Origin of the sequence: Streptomyces sp. NPDC086519 (assembly GCF_040686075.1) — a bacterium.
Taxonomy (GTDB): Bacteria; Actinomycetota; Actinomycetes; order Streptomycetales; family Streptomycetaceae; genus Streptomyces; species Streptomyces shenzhenensis.
The window spans coordinates 126,260-144,718 of sequence record NZ_JBFBJL010000020.1 but is presented as its reverse complement, the minus strand read 5'-3'; the positions used below and the strand labels follow the sequence as shown (position 1 = coordinate 144,718).

Genomic DNA, 18,459 nt, shown 5'->3' with positions numbered 1-18,459 from the left:
TTGTCCACAGGGGTGGCAGGCCTGGCCGGCCGTTGGCACAGTGGGCACATGCGGGGGTGGTGGCAGGATCTCACCGACCTGGTGCTACCGGCCGAGTGCGGAGGCTGCGGGACACCTCGCACGGTGCTCTGTGCCGAGTGCCGTGCCGCCCTGAGCGGGGCCGTACCGCGCCGGGTGCGGCCGGTGCCGGAGCCGCCCGGGCTGCCGGCGGTGTACGCGGCGGCGTCCTACGCGGACGAGGTACGGACGGTCCTTCTCGGCCACAAGGAGCGCGGTGCGCTGGCGCTCGCCGGTGCGCTGGGCGCGGCGCTGGCGGGAGCGGTGCGGGCCGGGCTCCGGGACGGCCGGAGCGTGCGGATCGTCGCCTCGTGGCGCGGTGCGCAGGGCGGCGTCGCCGCGTCCGGGCCCGTGCTGCTCGTCCCGGTGCCGTCCGCGCCGTGGGCCGTGCGGGCGCGCGGGCACGACCCGGTGCGGCGGATCGCCCTCGTGGCGGCCGCGGAGCTGCGGCGGGCCGGGGCCTCGGCCCGGGTGGCACCGGTGCTGCGGCAGCGGCGGGCCGTGGCCGACCAGGCGGGGCTCAACTCCCGGCAGCGGTTCGCGAATCTCGCGGGCGCGCTGGAGGTGACGGCGGACGGCGCGCGGCTGCTCGGCGGGGGCCGTGTCGTCCTCGTCGACGACCTGGTCACCACCGGCGCCACCCTTGCCGAGGCGGCGCGTGCGGTACGGGAGGCTGCGGGAGCCGCGGCGGCAGGAGAGGGAGCAACGGCTGTGTATCGGCGCGCGGCTTGGGAAGGAAGGGAGGAACGGAAGGCCGGACCAGGGGAAGAGCAGGCCAAGTGGACACGCGACGTATCGGGAATGGCCGAGGTCAGGGGCCTCGCGGGGCCGATCCGTGGGGCCGTGGTCGCGGCCACCCCGGATTCTTTCGAAATGAACCGGAACTGACCGTGAACGTACATCGTTGCAGATAGTGACAGGGCCAATTCACTTGAATGGAGGTACGCATCAGTAGAGGGTGACGACATCCGTCCGGGCGAGATATGTTCGGTTGTGAGGGAGAAAGCCGCAGGCCATGGCTTCCCTGTCCGAATGCCGTGCCGCGGGTTTTCCGTAATCATCGCGGTGCTGGGGTGCAGACTCGCCCATGGGGGAGGAGGAGGTGACGTCGCCGAGTCCAAGGCTCCGGGGTTCACCGGAGCTGGGTGCAAAAGGGAGATGCTCCGCAGTGCAGCGGAGCTATCCGGGAACGGAGTTCTGCGTGGACATCGTCGTCAAGGGCCGCAAGACCGAGGTGCCCGAGCGGTTCCGCAAGCACGTGGCCGAGAAGCTGAAGCTGGAGAAGATCCAGAAGCTCGACGGCAAGGTGATCAGCCTCGACGTCGAGGTGTCCAAGGAGCCCAACCCCCGACAGGCCGACCGCTGTGACCGAGTGGAGATCACGCTCCGCTCCCGCGGTCCGGTGATCCGGGCGGAGGCAGCGGCCAGTGACCCGTACGCGGCACTCGACCTCGCGGCGGAGAAGCTGGACGCGAGGCTGCGCAAGCAGCACGACAAGCGGTTCTCACGCCGCGGCGCACGGCGCATCCCGGCCGCCGAGGTCCCCGACCACGTCCCGGACGCGGCGACGCTCAACGGGAACGGCAGCCCCGTCCACGAGGAAGAGGCCGACGGCGTGCCCACCAAGAAGATGGGCTCCCTGGAAGTGAAGGGCGAAGGCCCCCTCGTCGTCCGCGAGAAGACCCACGTCGCCTCCCCGATGACCCTTGACCAGGCCCTTTACGAGATGGAACTGGTCGGACACGACTTCTACCTGTTCGTCGACTCCGAGACCAAGGAGCCGAGTGTCGTCTACCGGCGGCACGCGTACGACTACGGCGTCATCCACCTCAGCACGGACCCGATGGTCGCCCAGGCGCAGCCCCCCGCGGCAGGAGGCACGCTCGGCGGCTGACCCGCCCGGCCGGCAGCTGAGCCGGTGCCCCTGGGAGCCTGTGCGCCCCCAGGGGCACCGGTGTGCGACCACTTCGCGCCCCGCTCTGTCACCGCGTTCCGGCCCGGGCATGGAATCATGGCCGTAACGGTCCAACCGGTGGGCCGCTGCCTTGGGTTGGCGGATGGCACAGCACCACAGGCCACAGCCTTCAGGGGGAGGAACGATGGCGGACAGCTTCGGACCGATGCGGGACGGTGATGCCGACGGCGGCGTCGCCGGCATGGGCCCGGACACGGGCGGTACTCCACGCAAGGAACCGATCAGAGTCCTTGTCGTCGACGACCATGCCCTCTTCCGCCGCGGACTGGAGATCGTGCTCGCCGCCGAGGAGGACATCCAGGTCGTCGGGGAGGCGGGCGACGGCGCGGAGGCCGTCGACAAGGCCGCCGACCTGCTGCCGGACATCGTGCTGATGGACGTCCGGATGCCCAAGCGCGGCGGCATCGAGGCCTGCACCTCCATCAAGGAGGTCGCGCCCAGTGCGAAGATCATCATGCTGACGATCAGTGACGAAGAGGCCGATCTCTACGACGCGATCAAGGCGGGCGCGACCGGATACCTCCTCAAGGAGATCTCCACCGACGAGGTGGCCACCGCCATTCGGGCGGTGGCCGACGGGCAGTCGCAGATCAGCCCGTCCATGGCGTCGAAACTCCTCACCGAGTTCAAGTCGATGATCCAGCGCACCGACGAGCGCCGGCTGGTGCCGGCGCCGCGGCTCACCGACCGGGAACTCGAAGTGCTCAAGCTGGTCGCCACGGGGATGAACAACCGCGATATCGCGAAGGAGTTGTTCATCTCCGAGAACACCGTGAAGAACCATGTGCGCAACATCTTGGAGAAGTTGCAGCTGCACTCCAGGATGGAGGCGGTGGTCTACGCGATGCGGGAGAAGATCCTCGAAATCCGCTGAGGCCGCGCCGGCGTCGGACTTGGCGCCGGTCAGCGCAGCGCCGCTGTCAGGAAGCGGGTCACCTCCTTCACGAGCGGCTCGCGCAGTTCGGGGGCGTCCACGCGCTCCACGCGCACCGTCGTGCAGTCCACCCAGCTCGCCGCCTCGACCAGCGCCTCCGCCACCGCCGGGACCGCCTTGGGGCCGTCCAGCGTGACCTGGCGGGCCACCAGGATCCCGCCCGCCTCCCGCGCCGGGTCCACGCGGCCCACCAGCCGGCCGCCGGCCAGCACCGGCATCGCGTAGTAGCCGTACACCCGCTTGGGCTTGGGAACGTACGCCTCCAGGCGGTGGGTGAAGCCGAAGATCCGCTCCGTGCGCGCCCGGTCCCAGACCAGGGAGTCGAACGGGGAGAGCAGCGTCGTACGGTGCCGGCCGCGCGGGGGCGTGGCCAGGGCCGCCGGGTCCGCCCAGGCGGGCTTCCCCCAGCCCTCCACCTCCACCGGGACCAGACCCGAGTCGGCGATCACGGCGTCGACCTGCTCGCCCTTGAGCCGGTGGTAGTCGGCGATGTCCGCGCGCGTGCCGACGCCCAGCGACTGTCCGGCCAGCCGGACCAGGCGGCGCAGGCACTCGGTGTCGTCCAGCTCGTCATGGAGCAGCTCGGCCGGGACCGCGCGCTCGGCGAGGTCGTACACCCGCTTCCAGCCGCGCCGTTCGACGCACACCACCTCGCCGTACATCAGCGCGCGCTCCACGGCGACCTTGGTGCCGGACCAGTCCCACCACTCGCTGGTCCTCTTCGCGCCGCCCAACTCCGTGGCGGTGAGCGGGCCTTCGTCGCGCAGCTGCTTGATGACCTGGTCGTAGGTGCCGTCGGGGAGGGCGTGGTTCCAGTGCGGGCGGTCGCGGTAGGCGCGGCGGCGGAAGGCGAAGTGCGGCCACTCCTCGATGGGGAGTATGCAGGCGGCGTGCGACCAGTACTCGAAGGCGTGTGCGTCCTGCCAGTAGGCGGCCTCGACCGTCCTGCGGCCGACGCGGCCGAGGCGGGCGTAGGGAATGAGCTCGTGCGACCGGGCGAGGACCGAGATGGTGTCGAGCTGGACCGCGCCGAGGTGGCGGAGCACGCCCCGGACGCCCAGGCGGCGGTCGGGGGCGCCGAGGAAGCCCTGTGCCTTCAGCGCGATACGGCGGGCTTCGTCCGCCGAGAGAGCGGCGGCGGGGCGCGGGAGGGTCGTCATGGGTCGGACGATAGAGGGTGGCACTGACAGCCCGGCAGGAGCTGGGGTTTCAGCCCCGCGCGGGGGCCGGCAGGTAGGGCGCCGCCGACGGCAGGCCCAGGTCCGAGGGGAGCAGGGAGCCGACCCAGCAGTCGCGTCGTACGCCCTTGTTGTTGAGGCAGGATCGCAGGATGCCCTCGACGGTGAAGCCCGCGCGTTCGGCGACCGCGCGGGAGGCGTGGTTGCCGACCTCGGCGCGCCATTCGACCCGGTCGATCGCCATCCGGGTGAACGCCCAGCGGGCGGCCGCGAGGGTGGCCTCCGCGGTGTAGCCGTGGCCGCGGTGCTCCTTGGCCGTCCAGAACCCCACCTCGGCCGTTCCCAGCGAGCGCATGGTCAGGGCGAGCATCCCGGCCAGCCCGCCGGCCGGCAGGAAGACGCCGAAGGTGAACATGGAGCCCTCGGTCCAGCCGTCGGGGACCATCTGCTCCGTGAAGCTGCGGGCGTGCTCGGCGAGGTAGGGGGAGGGAATCGTCGTCCAGCGCTGGATGTCGGGATCCTGGACGGCCGCGTACACCGCGTCGGTGTCCTGCGGGCCGACCGCGCGCAGCAGCAGACGAGGGGTGGTGAGCGTGACGGGTTCCATCAGCCGATTCTGCTCGCCCCGGCGTCCGGCACGCCATCGATTTCGCGCTCCGTGAGCCTGTGATCACATTTCGCGCAATTCCTCGCCCCGGCGCGGCACTATCGGGCGGTCCTGGCCGTTGTCCCGGGTGAGGCACGAAATGTGCTCGCAGGGCCCTCGGGAAAGCGACAGGCGGTCGTCGGGCCGACAGGCCTCCCGACGCGGCCGGGTCCTCGCATACGATGGCCGTTGCTCAGTACGTCAAATGGAAACCGACCCTCCCAGGCCCGACCGGCAAGGAGACTAACCCCCGTGTCCGTCCTCTCGAAGATCATGCGTGCAGGCGAAGGCAAGATCCTGCGCAAGCTGCACCGCATCGCGGACCAGGTCAACTCCATCGAAGAGGATTTCGTCGACCTCTCCGACGCCGAGCTGCGGGCCCTCACCGATGAGTACAAGCAGCGCTACGCCGACGGCGAGAGCCTTGACGACCTGCTTCCCGAGGCGTTCGCCACGGTGCGCGAAGCCGCCAAGCGGGCTCTCGGCCAGCGTCACTACGACGTGCAGATCATGGGCGGCGCGGCTCTCCACCTCGGCTACGTGGCCGAGATGAAGACCGGTGAGGGCAAGACCCTCGTCGGCACCCTGCCCGCGTACCTCAACGCGCTGTCGGGCAAGGGTGTCCACCTCATCACGGTCAACGACTACCTGGCCGAGCGCGACTCCGAGATGATGGGCCGCGTCCACAAGTTCCTGGGCCTGACCGTCGGCTGCATCCTCGCCAACATGACGCCGGCCCAGCGTCGCGAGCAGTACGCGTGCGACATCACGTACGGCACGAACAACGAGTTCGGCTTCGACTACCTCCGCGACAACATGGCGTGGGCCCAGGACGAGCTCGTCCAGCGCGGCCACAACTACGCCATCGTCGACGAGGTCGACTCCATCCTGGTCGACGAGGCCCGTACGCCGCTGATCATCTCCGGCCCGGCCGACCAGGCCACCAAGTGGTACGGCGACTTCGCCAAGCTGGTCCTGCGCCTGAAGAAGGGCGAGGCCGGCAACCCGCTCAAGGGCGTCGAGGAGACCGGCGACTACGACGTCGACGAGAAGAAGCGCACCGTCGCCATCCACGAGTCCGGCGTCTCCAAGGTCGAGGACTGGCTGGGCATCGACAACCTCTACGAGTCGGTGAACACCCCCTTGGTGGGCTACCTGAACAACGCCATCAAGGCGAAGGAGCTCTTCAAGAAGGACAAGGACTACGTCGTCCTCGACGGCGAGGTCATGATCGTCGACGAGCACACCGGCCGTATCCTCGCCGGCCGCCGCTACAACGAGGGCATGCACCAGGCGATCGAGGCGAAGGAAGGGGTGGACATCAAGGACGAGAACCAGACCCTCGCCACGATCACCCTGCAGAACTTCTTCCGCCTCTACAAGCGCCACGACCACAACGGCAAGGAACTGCCCGGCCTGTCCGGCATGACCGGTACGGCCATGACCGAGGCCGCCGAGTTCCACCAGATCTACAAGCTCGGCGTGGTCCCGATCCCGACGAACAGGCCGATGATCCGCAAGGACCAGTCGGACCTGATCTACCGCACCGAGGTCGCCAAGTTCGAGGCGGTCGTCGACGACATCGCGGAGAAGCACGAGAAGGGCCAGCCGATCCTGGTCGGCACGACCTCCGTCGAGAAGTCGGAGTACCTCTCGCAGCAGCTCTCCAAGCGCGGCATCCAGCACGAGGTGCTCAACGCCAAGCACCACGAGCGCGAGGCGTCGATCGTCGCGCAGGCCGGCCGCAAGGGCGCCGTGACGGTCGCCACCAACATGGCCGGCCGTGGTACCGACATCAAGCTCGGCGGCAACCCCGAGGACCTCGCCGAGGCGGAGCTGCGCCAGCGCGGCCTCGACCCCGAGGAGCACATCGAGGAGTGGGCGGCCGCGCTGCCCGCCGCCCTGGAGAAGGCCGAGCGGGCCGTCAAGGCCGAGTTCGACGAGGTCAAGGAGCTCGGCGGCCTCTACGTGCTGGGCACCGAGCGGCACGAGTCGCGCCGGATCGACAACCAGCTGCGCGGCCGCAGCGGCCGTCAGGGCGACCCCGGCGAGTCCCGCTTCTACCTCTCCCTCGGCGACGACCTGATGCGCCTGTTCAAGGCCCAGATGGTCGAGCGCGTGATGTCCATGGCGAACGTGCCGGACGACGTGCCGATCGAGAACAAGATGGTCACCCGCGCGATCGCGTCCGCGCAGTCGCAGGTCGAGCAGCAGAACTTCGAGACCCGTAAGAACGTCCTGAAGTACGACGAGGTGCTCAACCGGCAGCGCGAGGTCATCTACGGCGAGCGCCGCCGCGTCCTGGAGGGCGAGGACCTGCAGGAGCAGATCCAGCACTTCATGGACGACACGATCGACGCGTACGTCGGCGCGGAGACCGCCGAAGGCTTCCCGGAGGACTGGGACCTCGACCGGCTGTGGGGCGCCTTCAAGCAGCTCTACCCGGTGAAGGTCACCATCGAGGAGCTGGAGGAGGCGGCCGGTGACCGCGCGGGCCTGACCGCCGAGTACATCTCCGAGTCCATCAAGGACGACATCCACGAGCAGTACGCGTCGCGCGAGGCCCAGCTCGGCTCCGAGATCATGCGTGAGCTGGAGCGCCGGGTCGTGCTGTCGGTCCTCGACCGCAAGTGGCGCGAGCACCTCTACGAGATGGACTACCTCCAGGAGGGCATCGGCCTGCGCGCGATGGCCCAGAAGGACCCGCTGGTCGAGTACCAGCGCGAGGGCTTCGACATGTTCACCGCGATGATGGACGGCATCAAGGAGGAGTCCGTCGGCTACCTGTTCAACCTGGAGGTCCAGGTCGAGCAGCAGGTCGAGGAGGTCCCGGTCGAGGACGCCGAGGCGGCCGTGGAGGGCGTCCAGGACGCGGTGCCGGCCCAGGCGGGCTCGCGTCCGGAGATCCGTGCCAAGGGGCTGGAAGCGCCGCAGCGACGGGGTATGCACTTCTCGGCGGCCACCGTGGACGGCGAGGGCGGCATCGTCGAGGGCGACTTCGCCTACGACGACGAGGAGCCGACCCGTTCCGAGGCCGACGGCCTGACCCGCGCCGAACGCCGCAAGCAGGCGAAGAGCCGCCGCGGCCGCAAGAAGTAACCCGACGCCAGCGTCTCGTGAGGGCCGGTCACCTGGAAAGGGGCCGGCCCTTCGGCTTGCGGCCGGGGCGCGGGGGCGGTCAGGGGCCCGGCCTCTCTTCGGGCCGGCCGTGAGTCGTCGTGCGGCGCTTCGGGCCGGCCGTGAGTCGTCGTGCGGCGCCTCGGGGTGGCTGTCAGGGCTGGCTGTCAGTCATCGTGAGGCGCGCGGGGGCCGCCCATCTCCACCGCCGTGCAGCGCCAGCGCAGGTCCGCGCCCTGCTCCAGGCGGAAGGCCATCGCGCGCAGCCTGTCGCCCGCGGCGATGCGGGCGAAGACCTCCAGGGCGCCGGCGCGCGGCACGTAGTAGCCGATGTCGCGGACGACCGGGTCGGCGCCGCGGGTGCGCAGGGGGCCGCGTTCGGCGAGCCGGGCCAGGTCGTCGTAGGCGTCCCCCGCGGTGTGCCGGAGCATCCAGTGGACGGGGCGGCGGCCGCTCAGAACGGCCAGCAGACGCTCCGCGAACAGGTCGGTGGGGCGCGGGCTCGGCGGGGCCGCCGGAGGCGTGAGCGGACGGCGCGAGGAGGGAGCGCCCGGCCGGCGGGGGTCGCGGCGGCCGGGTGGCCGGGTGGCCGGGCGGAGCTGCGCGGTCCTGGTCATGACCTTGTTCATGGGGGATCCCCGTTCGCGGGCCCGGAGAGTAACCGGGCGGTAACTTGAAGTTACGGATCTTGTACGGGGCCGGGTCGGCGGCAGCAAGGCGGTGGCGGTCCGTGTCGGGGGCCCGGGAATGTTCACCTATCCGAGTGGTCGGAGGTGCGGAATCCCGTCGCGTGGGCGGCGGCACCGGGTGAATCGCGGGCGCCGGGTGGACGCCCGCGACGTCACTGCCCGGGACCCGAAGGGGGACGCCCGCACGTATCCTGAAGGCCCTCCGGGAGACGCCAGAGCCTTCGGGAGGCGCAGAGTCGAAGAGTCCGGAAGAGAAGAGCGGCCAGTCATGCGCGTCTACGTCCCCCTGACCCTCCCCGGGCTTGCCGAGGCGCACCGGACGGGCGAGCTGGGGACCGGTCCCTTCGTCGCCTACGCCGTCACGCCCGCGCTGCGCGAGTGGTACCTCTCCGACGACATAGAGGAACTGGAGTACGCCGCGCTCAACCGGGCAGCCCTGGCCTCCCTGCGACTGCTGGCCGCCGACCCGGGCGCGGTACGGCGCCGGGTCGTGGTCGCCGTCGACGTGCCCGACGGCGCGGCGGCGGCCGACCCGGACCGCGGGCTCGACCCGGCGGCGCTGGGCGAGGTCCGGGTGACCGGGACGGTGGTACTGGCCAAGGCGGCCTCGGTGCACGTCGACTCCGACGACGCCCAGGAGGACGTCACGGCGGCCGCCGGGGCGCTGGCGGCGGCGGACGGCGGGGACGACGACGCGCAGTTCGTCGTGGACGGGGCCGAGGACCACGAGCTGCTCTGGTATGCCACGCAGGAGATCCCGAACCTGGTGGGGCTGGGCGGCTGACCGGCCGGGTCTTGATTGTCGGTGGCGGCGGGTAGCGTTTTGGACATGGGGAAGCACGAAAGCGCACACATTGTCTGGGACTGGAACGGGACGCTGTTCCACGACAACGACGCGATCATCGGGGCGACGAACGCGGCCTCGGCCGAGCTGGGCCTGGCGCCGATCACGCTGGAGCAGTACCGGGCGCTGTACTGCGTGCCGGTGCCGAAGTTCTACGAGCGGCTCATGGGAAGGCTTCCGACCGAGGCCGAGTGGGAGGCCATGGACGAGGTCTTCCACCGCTACTACGCCGAGCACCGCGGCCTGTGCGCGCTGACCGAGGGGGCGCCGGAGCTGCTGGCCGGGTGGCGTGCGGCGGGGCGCAGCCAGTCGCTGCTGAGCATGTACGTGCATGACGAACTGGTCCCGCTGGTGCGGGGGTTCGGCATCGAGTCGCACTTCGTCCGGGTGGAGGGGCGGCTCGGGCCGTCGGGGGGCAGCAAGGCCGAGCACATGGTGCGGCATCTGCGGTGGCTGGCGGATGTGGAGCCGGGGCGGACCGTGGTGATCGGCGACGCGGCGGATGACGCGGTGGCGGCGCAGGCGGTGGGAGCGAAGGCGGTGCTGTACACCGGGGGGTCACACGGGAGGGCGAGCCTGGAGGAGGCCGGGGTGCCGGTCGTGGACTCCCTGGCGGAGGCGGTCGAGGAGGCGGAGCGACTCGTGGCGTGAGCGGGTGCCGGCGGGCGCGGGCCGGGGGGCAGGGACGCTTGCCGGCGCTGGCCGGGTGCCGCCCGCGCCCACCCTCCCCCACCCTCCCCCACCCTCCCCCACGCTCGGCTTCGCTCGCGCGGGGGGACCCCCATCGCCCTGGGGGCACCTCCCAGGCCCTTAAGGCACTGGGGGAGGCACGACTGCCCGCGGCTGTAAGAGACGCGGCTGGGCGGCGCGCTCCTCAGGGGCGCGGGGCTGTGTCAATGGGCGGCTCCGCCGCGTGGGCGCGAGCAACCCCCACCGGCCCGCGCATCACCACCCGCCCCCATCCCCCACCCCACCCCCCATGTCGGCCAAGCCGGCGCAGCGCCCCTGTGCAGAACGTCAAAGTTCGACCCCTGGTTTTGTACACATACGGCTCATGACGACCCCCCGGTCGGGAGCGATAGCCTTGGTGGCGTGATCAGCGCGATAGTTCGCGGGGGCCTCGACGTCCCTGCCCTGCGCCCGGTGAGCACGGACCACCTCCGTGACCGGGTGGCGGTAGCTGGTCTTCCCGGGCGGAGGGCGCCGGAGACGGCCCAGGCAGGGGCGCTGCCGAGAGCAGCATCACACCTGCGGAGCAGCTCAAATATGGCTCAATACCCCCCGCTCGTCTCACCCCGCGGCATAGCGTCGGAGCAGACCGGAGAACCCGGCCGTGGCGTCGAGCCGCAGGGGGAAGAGCCCGTACTTCCTTCTACGTCACGCAATGGCGCGCGACAGGAGCCAGAGGACAATGCAGACCAAGCTGGACGAAGCCAAGGCCGAGCTGCTCGATCGGGCCGCTCGGGTAGCTGAGAACAGCCCGGCCGGGGGGCACCTACCGACTGGGACCACGGGGGAGGCGGACCAGGAGTCCGTCTTCGCGTTCCTCCAGCGCTACTACCTGCACACCGCACCGGAGGACCTCGCCGACCGCGACCCGGTCGACGTCTTCGGCGCCGCCGTCTCGCACTACCGTCTCGCCGAGACGCGCCCTCAGGGCACCGCGAACGTCCGGGTCCACACCCCGACCGTCGAGGAGAACGGGTGGACCTGCAGCCACACCGTGGTGGAGGTCGTCACCGACGACATGCCCTTCCTCGTGGACTCGGTCACCAATGAGCTGACCCGGCAGGGGCGCGGGATCCACGTCGTGATCCACCCCCAGTTCGTCGTCCGCCGCGACCTCACCGGCAAGCTGATCGAGGTGCTGCCGACCCCGCCCGCCGACAGCGACCTGCCGCACGACACGCACGTCGAGTCCTGGATCCACGTCGAGATCGACCGGGAGACCGACCGCTCCGACCTCAAGCAGATCACCGCCGACCTGCTGCGGGTGCTCTCCGACGTCCGGGAGGCCGTCGAGGACTGGGAGAAGATGCGGGAGTGCGCCGTCCGCGTCGCCGAGCATCTCGGCGAGGAGCCGGTGCCCGGTGACCTGCCGCGCCCCGAGGTCGAGGAGGCCCGCGAGCTGCTGCGCTGGCTGGCCGCCGACCACTTCACCTTCCTCGGCTTCCGCGAGTACCAGCTGCGTGCGGACGACTCGCTGGCCGCCGTGCCTGGCACCGGCCTCGGCATCCTGCGCTCCGACCCGCAGCACGCCGGCGAGGAGGGCCACCCGGTCAGCCCCTCCTTCGAGCGGCTCCCGGCCGACGCGCGCGCCAAGGCCCGCGAGCACAAGCTCCTCGTCCTGACCAAGGCGAACAGCCGGGCGACCGTGCACCGGCCGTCGTACCTGGACTACATCGGCGTCAAGAAGTTCGACGCGGACGGCAACGTGGTGGGGGAGCGGCGCTTCCTGGGCCTGTTCTCGTCCGCCGCCTACACCGAGTCGGTACGCCGGGTGCCGGTCATCCGCCGCAAGGTCGACGCCGTGCTGGAGCGGGCGGGCTTCTCGCCCAACAGCCACGACGGCCGTGACCTGATGCAGATCATGGAGACCTACCCGCGCGACGAGCTGTTCCAGACCCCGGTCCCGGAGCTGGAGTCGATCGTCACGTCCGTCCTCTACCTCCAGGAGCGCCGCCGGCTGCGGCTGTACCTGCGCCAGGACGAGTACGGCCGCTACTACTCGGCCATCGTCTACCTCCCGCGCGACCGCTACACCACCGGCGTGCGGCTGCGGATCATCGACATCCTGAAGGAGGAACTCGACGGCATCAGCGTCGACTTCACGGCCTGGAACACCGAGTCGATCCTGTCCCGGCTGCACTTCGTCGTCCGCGTCCCGCAGGGCACCGAACTGCCCGAGCTGTCCGAGTCCGACAAGGACCGCATCGAGGCCCGCCTGGTCGAGGCGGCCCGCTCCTGGACCGACGCCTTCGCCGAGGCGCTCAACGCCGAGTGCGGCGAGGAGCACGCGGCCGAGCTGCTGCACCGCTACGGCAACTCCTTCCCGGAGGGCTACAAGGCCGACCACACCCCGCGCGCCGCGGTCGCCGACCTGGTCCACCTGGAGCGGCTCACCGAGGAGGCGGGCAACGACTTCGCGCTCAGCCTCTACGAGCCGGTGGGCGCCGCCCCCGACGAGCGCCGGTTCAAGATCTACCGCAAGGGCGCGGCGATCTCCCTGTCGGCCGTGCTGCCGGTCCTGAGCCGGATCGGTGTCGAGGTGATCGACGAGCGGCCGTACGAACTGCGCTGCGCGGACCGGACGACCGCGTGGATCTACGACTTCGGTCTGCGGGTGCCGAAGGTGCAGGGCAGCACGACCGGCGACTACCTGGGCGACGACGGGCGTGAGCGGTTCCAGAACGCGTTCGCGGCGACCTGGACCGGCCAGGCGGAGAACGACGGCTTCAACGCCCTGGTGCTGAGCGCCGGGCTGAACTGGCGGCAGGCGATGGTGCTGCGGGCGTACGCCAAGTACCTGCGGCAGGCCGGTTCCACGTTCAGCCAGGACTACATGGAGACGACGCTCCGCAACAACGTCCACACCACCCGGCTGCTCGTCTCCCTGTTCGAGGCGCGGATGTCGCCGGACCGGCAGAAGGCCGGCCTGGAGATCACCGACGCCCTGCTGGAGGAGCTGGACGCGGCGCTGGACCAGGTCGCGAGCCTCGACGAGGACCGCATCCTGCGCTCCTTCCTGACCGTCATCAAGGCGACGCTGCGCACCAACTTCTTCCAGGAGACGGCGGAGGGCACCCCGCACTCGTACGTCTCCATGAAGTTCGACCCGCGGGCCATCCCCGACCTCCCGGCGCCCCGCCCGGCGTTCGAGATCTGGGTGTACTCGCCGCGTGTCGAGGGTGTGCACCTGCGCTTCGGCAAGGTCGCGCGCGGCGGTCTGCGCTGGTCCGACCGGCGTGAGGACTTCCGCACCGAGATCCTCGGCCTGGTCAAGGCGCAGATGGTGAAGAACACCGTCATCGTGCCGGTCGGCGCCAAGGGCGGCTTCGTCGCCAAGCAGCTGCCGGACCCGAGCGTGGACCGGGACGCGTGGCTGGCGGAGGGCATCGCCAGCTACAGGACGTTCATCTCGGCGCTGCTCGACATCACCGACAACATGGTGGCCGGCGAGGTCGTGCCCCCGCAGGACGTGGTCCGCCACGACGAGGACGACACCTACCTGGTGGTCGCGGCCGACAAGGGCACGGCGACGTTCTCCGACATCGCCAACGAGGTCGCCGGCAGCTACAACTTCTGGCTCGGCGACGCCTTCGCCTCCGGCGGCAGCGCGGGCTACGACCACAAGGGCATGGGGATCACCGCGCGCGGCGCCTGGGAGTCCGTGAAGCGGCACTTCCGGGAGCTGGGCGTCGACACCCAGACCGAGGACTTCACGGTCGTCGGCATCGGCGACATGTCCGGCGACGTGTTCGGCAACGGCATGCTGCTCAGCGAGCACATCCGCCTGGTCGCCGCCTTCGACCACCGGCACATCTTCATCGATCCGAACCCGGACGCGGCCACCTCCTACGCCGAGCGCCGCCGCCTGTTCGACCTGCCCCGCTCCAGCTGGGGCGACTACGACACCGACCTGCTCTCCTCGGGCGGCGGGATCTTCCCGCGCAGCGCCAAGGCCATCCCGGTCAACAGCCACATCCGCGAGGCCCTCGGCATCGAGGACAAGGTCACCAAGCTGACCCCGGCCGACCTGATGAAGGCGATCCTCGGGGCGCCGGTGGACCTGCTGTGGAACGGCGGCATCGGCACCTACGTCAAGGCGTCGACCGAGTCCAACGCGGACGTCGGCGACAAGGCCAACGACGCCATCCGCGTCGACGGCGCCGACCTGCGCGTCAAGGTCGTCGGCGAGGGCGGCAACCTGGGCCTGACCCAGCTCGGCCGGATCGAGTTCGCCCGCCAGGGCGGCAAGATCAACACCGACGCCATCGACAACAGCGCCGGCGTGGACACCTCCGACCACGAGGTGAACATCAAGATCCTGCTCAACGGCGTGGTCGCGGACGGCGACATGACCGTCAAGCAGCGCAACAAGCTGCTCGCCGAGATGACCGACGAGGTCGGCGCGCTGGTGCTGCGCAACAACTACGCGCAGAACGTGGCGATCGCCAACGCGCTCGCCCAGTCCGGCGACATGCTCCACGCCCAGCAGCGGTTCCTGCGCCACCTGGTCAGGGAGGGCCATCTCGACCGGGCGCTCGAGTTCCTGCCCACCGACCGCCAGATCCGCGAGCGCATCGGCACCGGCCAGGGCCTGACCGGCCCGGAGACGGCCGTCCTGCTGGCGTACACGAAGATCACGGTCGCCGACGAGCTGCTGGCCACCACGCTGCCGGACGACCCGTACCTCAGCGGCCTGCTGCACGCGTACTTCCCGACGGCCCTGCGCGAGCAGTTCGCCGCCGCCCTCGCCACCCACCCGCTGCGCCGCGAGATCACCACCACGGTCCTGGTCAACGACACGGTCAACACCGGCGGTACGACCTACCTGCACCGGCTGCGCGAGGAGACCGGGGCCTCCCTGGAGGAGATCGTCCGGGCGCAGACCGCGGCCCGCGCGATCTTCCGTTCGGCCCCGGTGTGGGACGCGGTCGAGGAACTGGACAACAAGGTCGACGCGGCCGTCCAGACCCGGATCCGGCTGCACTCCCGCCGCCTGGTGGAGCGCGGCACCCGCTGGCTCCTCAACAACCGGCCACAGCCGCTCCAGCTCCTGGAGACCGTCGACTTCTTCTCCGAGCGCGTCGAGCAGGTCTGGCAGCAGCTGCCCAAGCTGCTGCGCGGCGCGGACCTGGACTGGTACCAGCACGTGTACGACGAGCTGTCCGGCGCCGGGGTGCCCGACGAGGTCGCCACCCGCGTGGCCGGCTTCTCCTCCGCCTTCCCGGCGCTGGACATCGTCTCGGTGGCCGACCGCATGGGCAAGGAGCCGCTGGACGTCGCCGAGGTCTACTACGACCTCGCCGACCGGCTCGGCGTCACCCAGCTGATGGACCGCATCATCGAACTCCCGCGCGCCGACCGCTGGCAGTCGATGGCCCGCGCCTCCATCCGCGAGGACCTGTACGCGGCCCACGCGATGCTCACCGCCGACGTGCTCGCCGCGGGCGAGGGCACGGCGACGCCCGAGCAGCGCTACCAGGCCTGGGAGCGGAAGAACACCGCGATCCTGGGCCGGGCCCGGGCCACCCTGGAGGAGATCCGCAGCTCGGACTCCTTCGACCTGGCCAACCTCTCGGTGGCCATGCGGACGATGCGGACGCTGCTGCGCACGCACTCGTAGCCGTACGAAGCAGCCGTACGAAGCAGCCGTGCGGAGTGGCCGTGCGAATTAGTCGTACGACATGAAAGGCGCCCCGGACCGGTGACGGTCCGGGGCGCCTTCTTTCCCGCCGGTGTTTGTTCTTGCCGATATCCAGGGGAAAACGGGCGCTGAATTTACCGTTTCCTGCTAATCCGGACCTCTCGGATATGGTCTGCCCTGTGACAGTGCAACTCACGGTGGGGCGGCCGCTCCCGCACGTCGTACTCGAAGTCGTGAAATTCGGGGTCGTCGGCGGCAGCGGTGTCCTCGTCAATTTCCTGATCTTCAACCTGCTGCTGCACGGCCTGCGTTGGCCGGCCATGACCGCCACAGTGGCGGCCAGCTGCCTGGCGATGGCGACCAATTACGCGGGCTTCCGGTTTTTCGCCTACCGTGACCGGGCCTCGCGCACACGACGGCAGATCGCACTTTTCTTCGTGTTCAGCGGCCTGGGCGTCGGGCTGGAAAGCGGTCTGTTCTACGCCGGTTATCACGGCCTCGGTCTCGACGGACCGCTGGAATCCAACGTGGCGAAGGCGCTGTCGATCGTGCTCGCCTCCGCCTTCCGTTTCCTCGTCTACCGGACGTGGGTGTTCCAGACGGACGCGAGCCGCGCCGTACGGCAACGGCGCGGCTCGCGGTCGTAGAACTCCCGAGGCTGCTTCAGGAAGGCTGGGCGACCTTCGGCTTCGCCTTCGCCTTCGTCTTGTCGGACTTGTCGCCGGTGAAGGCCTCGTACTCCGCGAGGACGTCCTCGGTCGGCCCGTCCATGCGCAGCACCCCGCGCTCCAGCCAGAGCACCCGCTCGCAGGTGTCGCGGATGGACTTGTTGTTGTGGCTGACGAGGAACACCGTGCCCGCCCGCTCCCGCAGCTCGCGGATGCGCTCCTCGGACCGCATGCGGAAGGACGCGTCACCGGTGGCCAGGGCCTCGTCGATGAGGAGGACGTCGTGGTCCTTGGCGGCGGCGATGGAGAACCGCAGCCGGGCGCCCATGCCGGAGGAGTAGGTCCGCATCGGGAGGGTGATGAAGTCGCCCTTCTCGTTGATGCCGGAGAAGTCGACGATGTCCTGGTAGCGCTCCTTGATCTCCTCGCGGGACATGCCCATGGCGAGGCCGCCGAGGTAGACGTTCTTCTCGCCGGTCAGGTCGCCCATCAGGGCCGCGTTGACGCCGAGGAGGGAGGGCTGGCCGTCGGTGTAGATGGCGCCGTTCTCCACCGGGAGGAGGCCGGCGACGGCCTTGAGCAGGGTGGACTTGCCGGAGCCGTTGGTGCCGATGAGGCCGATCGCCTCACCCTTGTAGGCGACGAAGGAGACGTTCTTGACGGCGTGCACCTTGCGGACGCCGGCCGCCTTCTCGGTCTGCTTGCGGCGCAGCATGCGGTTGAGGGCGGCGGTGGCGGAGCCGCGTCCGGCGCCGGTGCCGTTGACCCGGTAGACGATGTCGACGCTGTCGCAGACGACGGTGGGGACCTCGCTCACGGTGCGGGCCTCACGCACGGTGGGGGTGTCGCTCATGCTGGGGGTGTCGCTCACGTTCTCAGCCACGGCCGTACGTCTCCTCAGCCTTCCAGAAGTAGATGAACCCGCCGACGCCGAAGAGCAGGGCCCAGCCGGTCGCGACCATCCACACGTGCGGCGGCAGCTGGCTGGCGTGGAAGCTGTCGATCAGGGCGTAGCGCATCAGGTCGATGTAGACGGCGGCCGGGTTGTCCTTGAGTACCGGGTTCACCCAGCTCGGCAGACCGTGGTGGTTCTTGGTCAGCTTGTCGATGCTCCACATGACGCCGGAGACGTACATCCAGGTGCGCAGCACGAACGGCATCAGCTGGGCGATGTCCGGGGTCTTGGCACCCCACCGGGCCATGATCATCGCAAAGCCGGCGTTGAAGGTGAACTGAAGGACCAGCACGGGGATCGCCAGCAGCCAGGAGGCGGCCACCGGAATGCCGAAGCAGAGCAGGATGACGAACAGGGCGGCCATGGAGAACAGCAGCTGCTGGAGCTGCTGGAGGCAGAAGGAGATGGGCAGCGCGGCCCGCGGGAAGTGCAGGGCGCGGACGAGCCCCAGGTTGCCGGAGATCGCGCGGGTGCCGACCATGATCGAGCTCTGCGTGAACGTCCAGATGAACACGCCCGTGACGAGGAACGGGATGTAGTCGGGGACGCCGCGCTTGGTGCCCAGCAGGATGCCGAAGATGAAGTAGTACACCGCGGCGTTCAGCAGCGGGGTCATGACCTGCCAGACCTGGCCGAGCTTCGCCTGGGCGTACTGGGCGGTGAGCTTGGCCGTGGCGAACGCGGTGATGAAGTGCCGTCGCGCCCACAGTTGGCGGATGTACTGGGGCAGGGAAGGGCGGGCGCCGCTGACCGAGAGTCCGTGCCGGGCGGCGAGCGCCGCGAGGTCGTCCTCGGCCGTGACCGGGGCCGGGGGCGGTGTGTGGAGAACCTGGGTCACATCCGCTGCTTTCACTCGGGGGGTGGGGGTGCGGCGTCCGGCTGGGCGCCGGGCCCGTCATCCGAAGTTTCCTTACGCTTCTCTTCACGTTTTCTTACGTCGGGACGGAACCGTTTCGTCGCAACGGGAGCGTAGGCCGAGTCGGCGTCGGAACGCAACCGTTTCGTCGTCACGGACGGATGTGCGCC

Annotated in this window: 13 protein-coding genes; 8 read left to right on the top strand and 5 right to left on the bottom strand. The window is 70.1% G+C overall.

Annotated elements, in window-relative coordinates; all coding sequences use genetic code 11:
- Positions 1–48 precede the first annotated feature (48 nt).
- The 3 genes from AB0P24_RS20880 to AB0P24_RS20870 all read left to right on the top strand — a co-directional run bounded on the left by AB0P24_RS20880 (position 49) and on the right by AB0P24_RS20870 (position 2,906).
- On the top strand, positions 49–945 hold the full coding sequence (locus AB0P24_RS20880) for a ComF family protein (protein ID WP_365796037.1): 897 nt from the start codon (positions 49–51) through the stop codon (positions 943–945).
- Positions 946–1,225: 280 nt separating this feature from the next.
- Positions 1,226–1,951: a ribosome-associated translation inhibitor RaiA gene (raiA, locus tag AB0P24_RS20875; protein ID WP_365796035.1), complete on the top strand. Its 726-nt coding sequence runs from the start codon at positions 1,226–1,228 to the stop codon at positions 1,949–1,951.
- A 205-nt stretch (positions 1,952–2,156) separates the two neighbouring features.
- Entirely contained in the window at positions 2,157–2,906 is a 750-nt protein-coding gene (locus tag AB0P24_RS20870) for a response regulator transcription factor (protein WP_181806400.1), read from the top strand.
- 29 nt (positions 2,907–2,935) lie between these two features.
- Here the strand turns inward: AB0P24_RS20870 and AB0P24_RS20865 are convergent, their stop codons facing one another.
- Both AB0P24_RS20865 and AB0P24_RS20860 read right to left on the bottom strand, forming a co-directional pair.
- Entirely contained in the window at positions 2,936–4,126 is a 1,191-nt protein-coding gene (locus tag AB0P24_RS20865) for a crosslink repair DNA glycosylase YcaQ family protein (protein ID WP_365796032.1), read from the bottom strand.
- A gap of 49 nt (positions 4,127–4,175) precedes the next feature.
- Positions 4,176–4,751, bottom strand: coding sequence for a GNAT family N-acetyltransferase (locus AB0P24_RS20860; RefSeq protein ID WP_365796030.1), 576 nt, complete (start codon positions 4,749–4,751; stop codon positions 4,176–4,178).
- A 291-nt stretch (positions 4,752–5,042) separates the two neighbouring features.
- Here AB0P24_RS20860 and secA point away from each other — a divergent pair, with 291 nt between their 5' ends.
- On the top strand, positions 5,043–7,889 hold the full coding sequence (secA, locus tag AB0P24_RS20855) for a preprotein translocase subunit SecA (protein ID WP_365796028.1): 2,847 nt from the start codon (positions 5,043–5,045) through the stop codon (positions 7,887–7,889).
- Positions 7,890–8,074: 185 nt separating this feature from the next.
- Here the strand turns inward: secA and AB0P24_RS20850 are convergent, their stop codons facing one another.
- Entirely contained in the window at positions 8,075–8,536 is a 462-nt protein-coding gene (locus AB0P24_RS20850; RefSeq protein WP_365796026.1) for an Rv3235 family protein, read from the bottom strand.
- A 328-nt stretch (positions 8,537–8,864) separates the two neighbouring features.
- Here AB0P24_RS20850 and AB0P24_RS20845 point away from each other — a divergent pair, with 328 nt between their 5' ends.
- The 4 genes from AB0P24_RS20845 (at position 8,865) to AB0P24_RS20830 (ending at position 16,457) form a co-directional block, all read left to right on the top strand.
- On the top strand, positions 8,865–9,380 hold the full coding sequence (locus AB0P24_RS20845) for a hypothetical protein (protein WP_365796024.1): 516 nt from the start codon (positions 8,865–8,867) through the stop codon (positions 9,378–9,380).
- Between the two features lie 45 nt (positions 9,381–9,425).
- The gene (locus AB0P24_RS20840; RefSeq protein WP_365796022.1) at positions 9,426–10,091 is read left to right on the top strand and encodes an HAD family hydrolase; all 666 of its coding nucleotides are present in this window, start codon (positions 9,426–9,428) and stop codon (positions 10,089–10,091) included.
- Positions 10,092–10,851: 760 nt separating this feature from the next.
- The gene (locus tag AB0P24_RS20835; protein WP_365796020.1) at positions 10,852–15,789 is read left to right on the top strand and encodes an NAD-glutamate dehydrogenase; all 4,938 of its coding nucleotides are present in this window, start codon (positions 10,852–10,854) and stop codon (positions 15,787–15,789) included.
- 206 nt (positions 15,790–15,995) lie between these two features.
- Positions 15,996–16,457 carry a GtrA family protein gene (locus AB0P24_RS20830; protein WP_365796018.1) on the top strand — a complete coding sequence of 154 codons (462 nt, stop codon included), beginning with the start codon at positions 15,996–15,998 and terminating at the stop codon, positions 16,455–16,457.
- A gap of 16 nt (positions 16,458–16,473) precedes the next feature.
- On the opposite strand, the gene AB0P24_RS20825 is transcribed toward AB0P24_RS20830, so the two are convergent.
- Both AB0P24_RS20825 and AB0P24_RS20820 read right to left on the bottom strand, forming a co-directional pair.
- Positions 16,474–17,331 carry an ABC transporter ATP-binding protein gene (locus AB0P24_RS20825; protein WP_365796061.1) on the bottom strand — a complete coding sequence of 286 codons (858 nt, stop codon included), beginning with the start codon at positions 17,329–17,331 and terminating at the stop codon, positions 16,474–16,476.
- A gap of 22 nt (positions 17,332–17,353) precedes the next feature.
- Positions 17,354–18,271, bottom strand: a complete 918-nt coding sequence (locus AB0P24_RS20820; RefSeq protein ID WP_365796016.1) for an ABC transporter permease — start codon at positions 18,269–18,271, stop codon at positions 17,354–17,356.
- Positions 18,272–18,459: the final 188 nt, after the last annotated feature.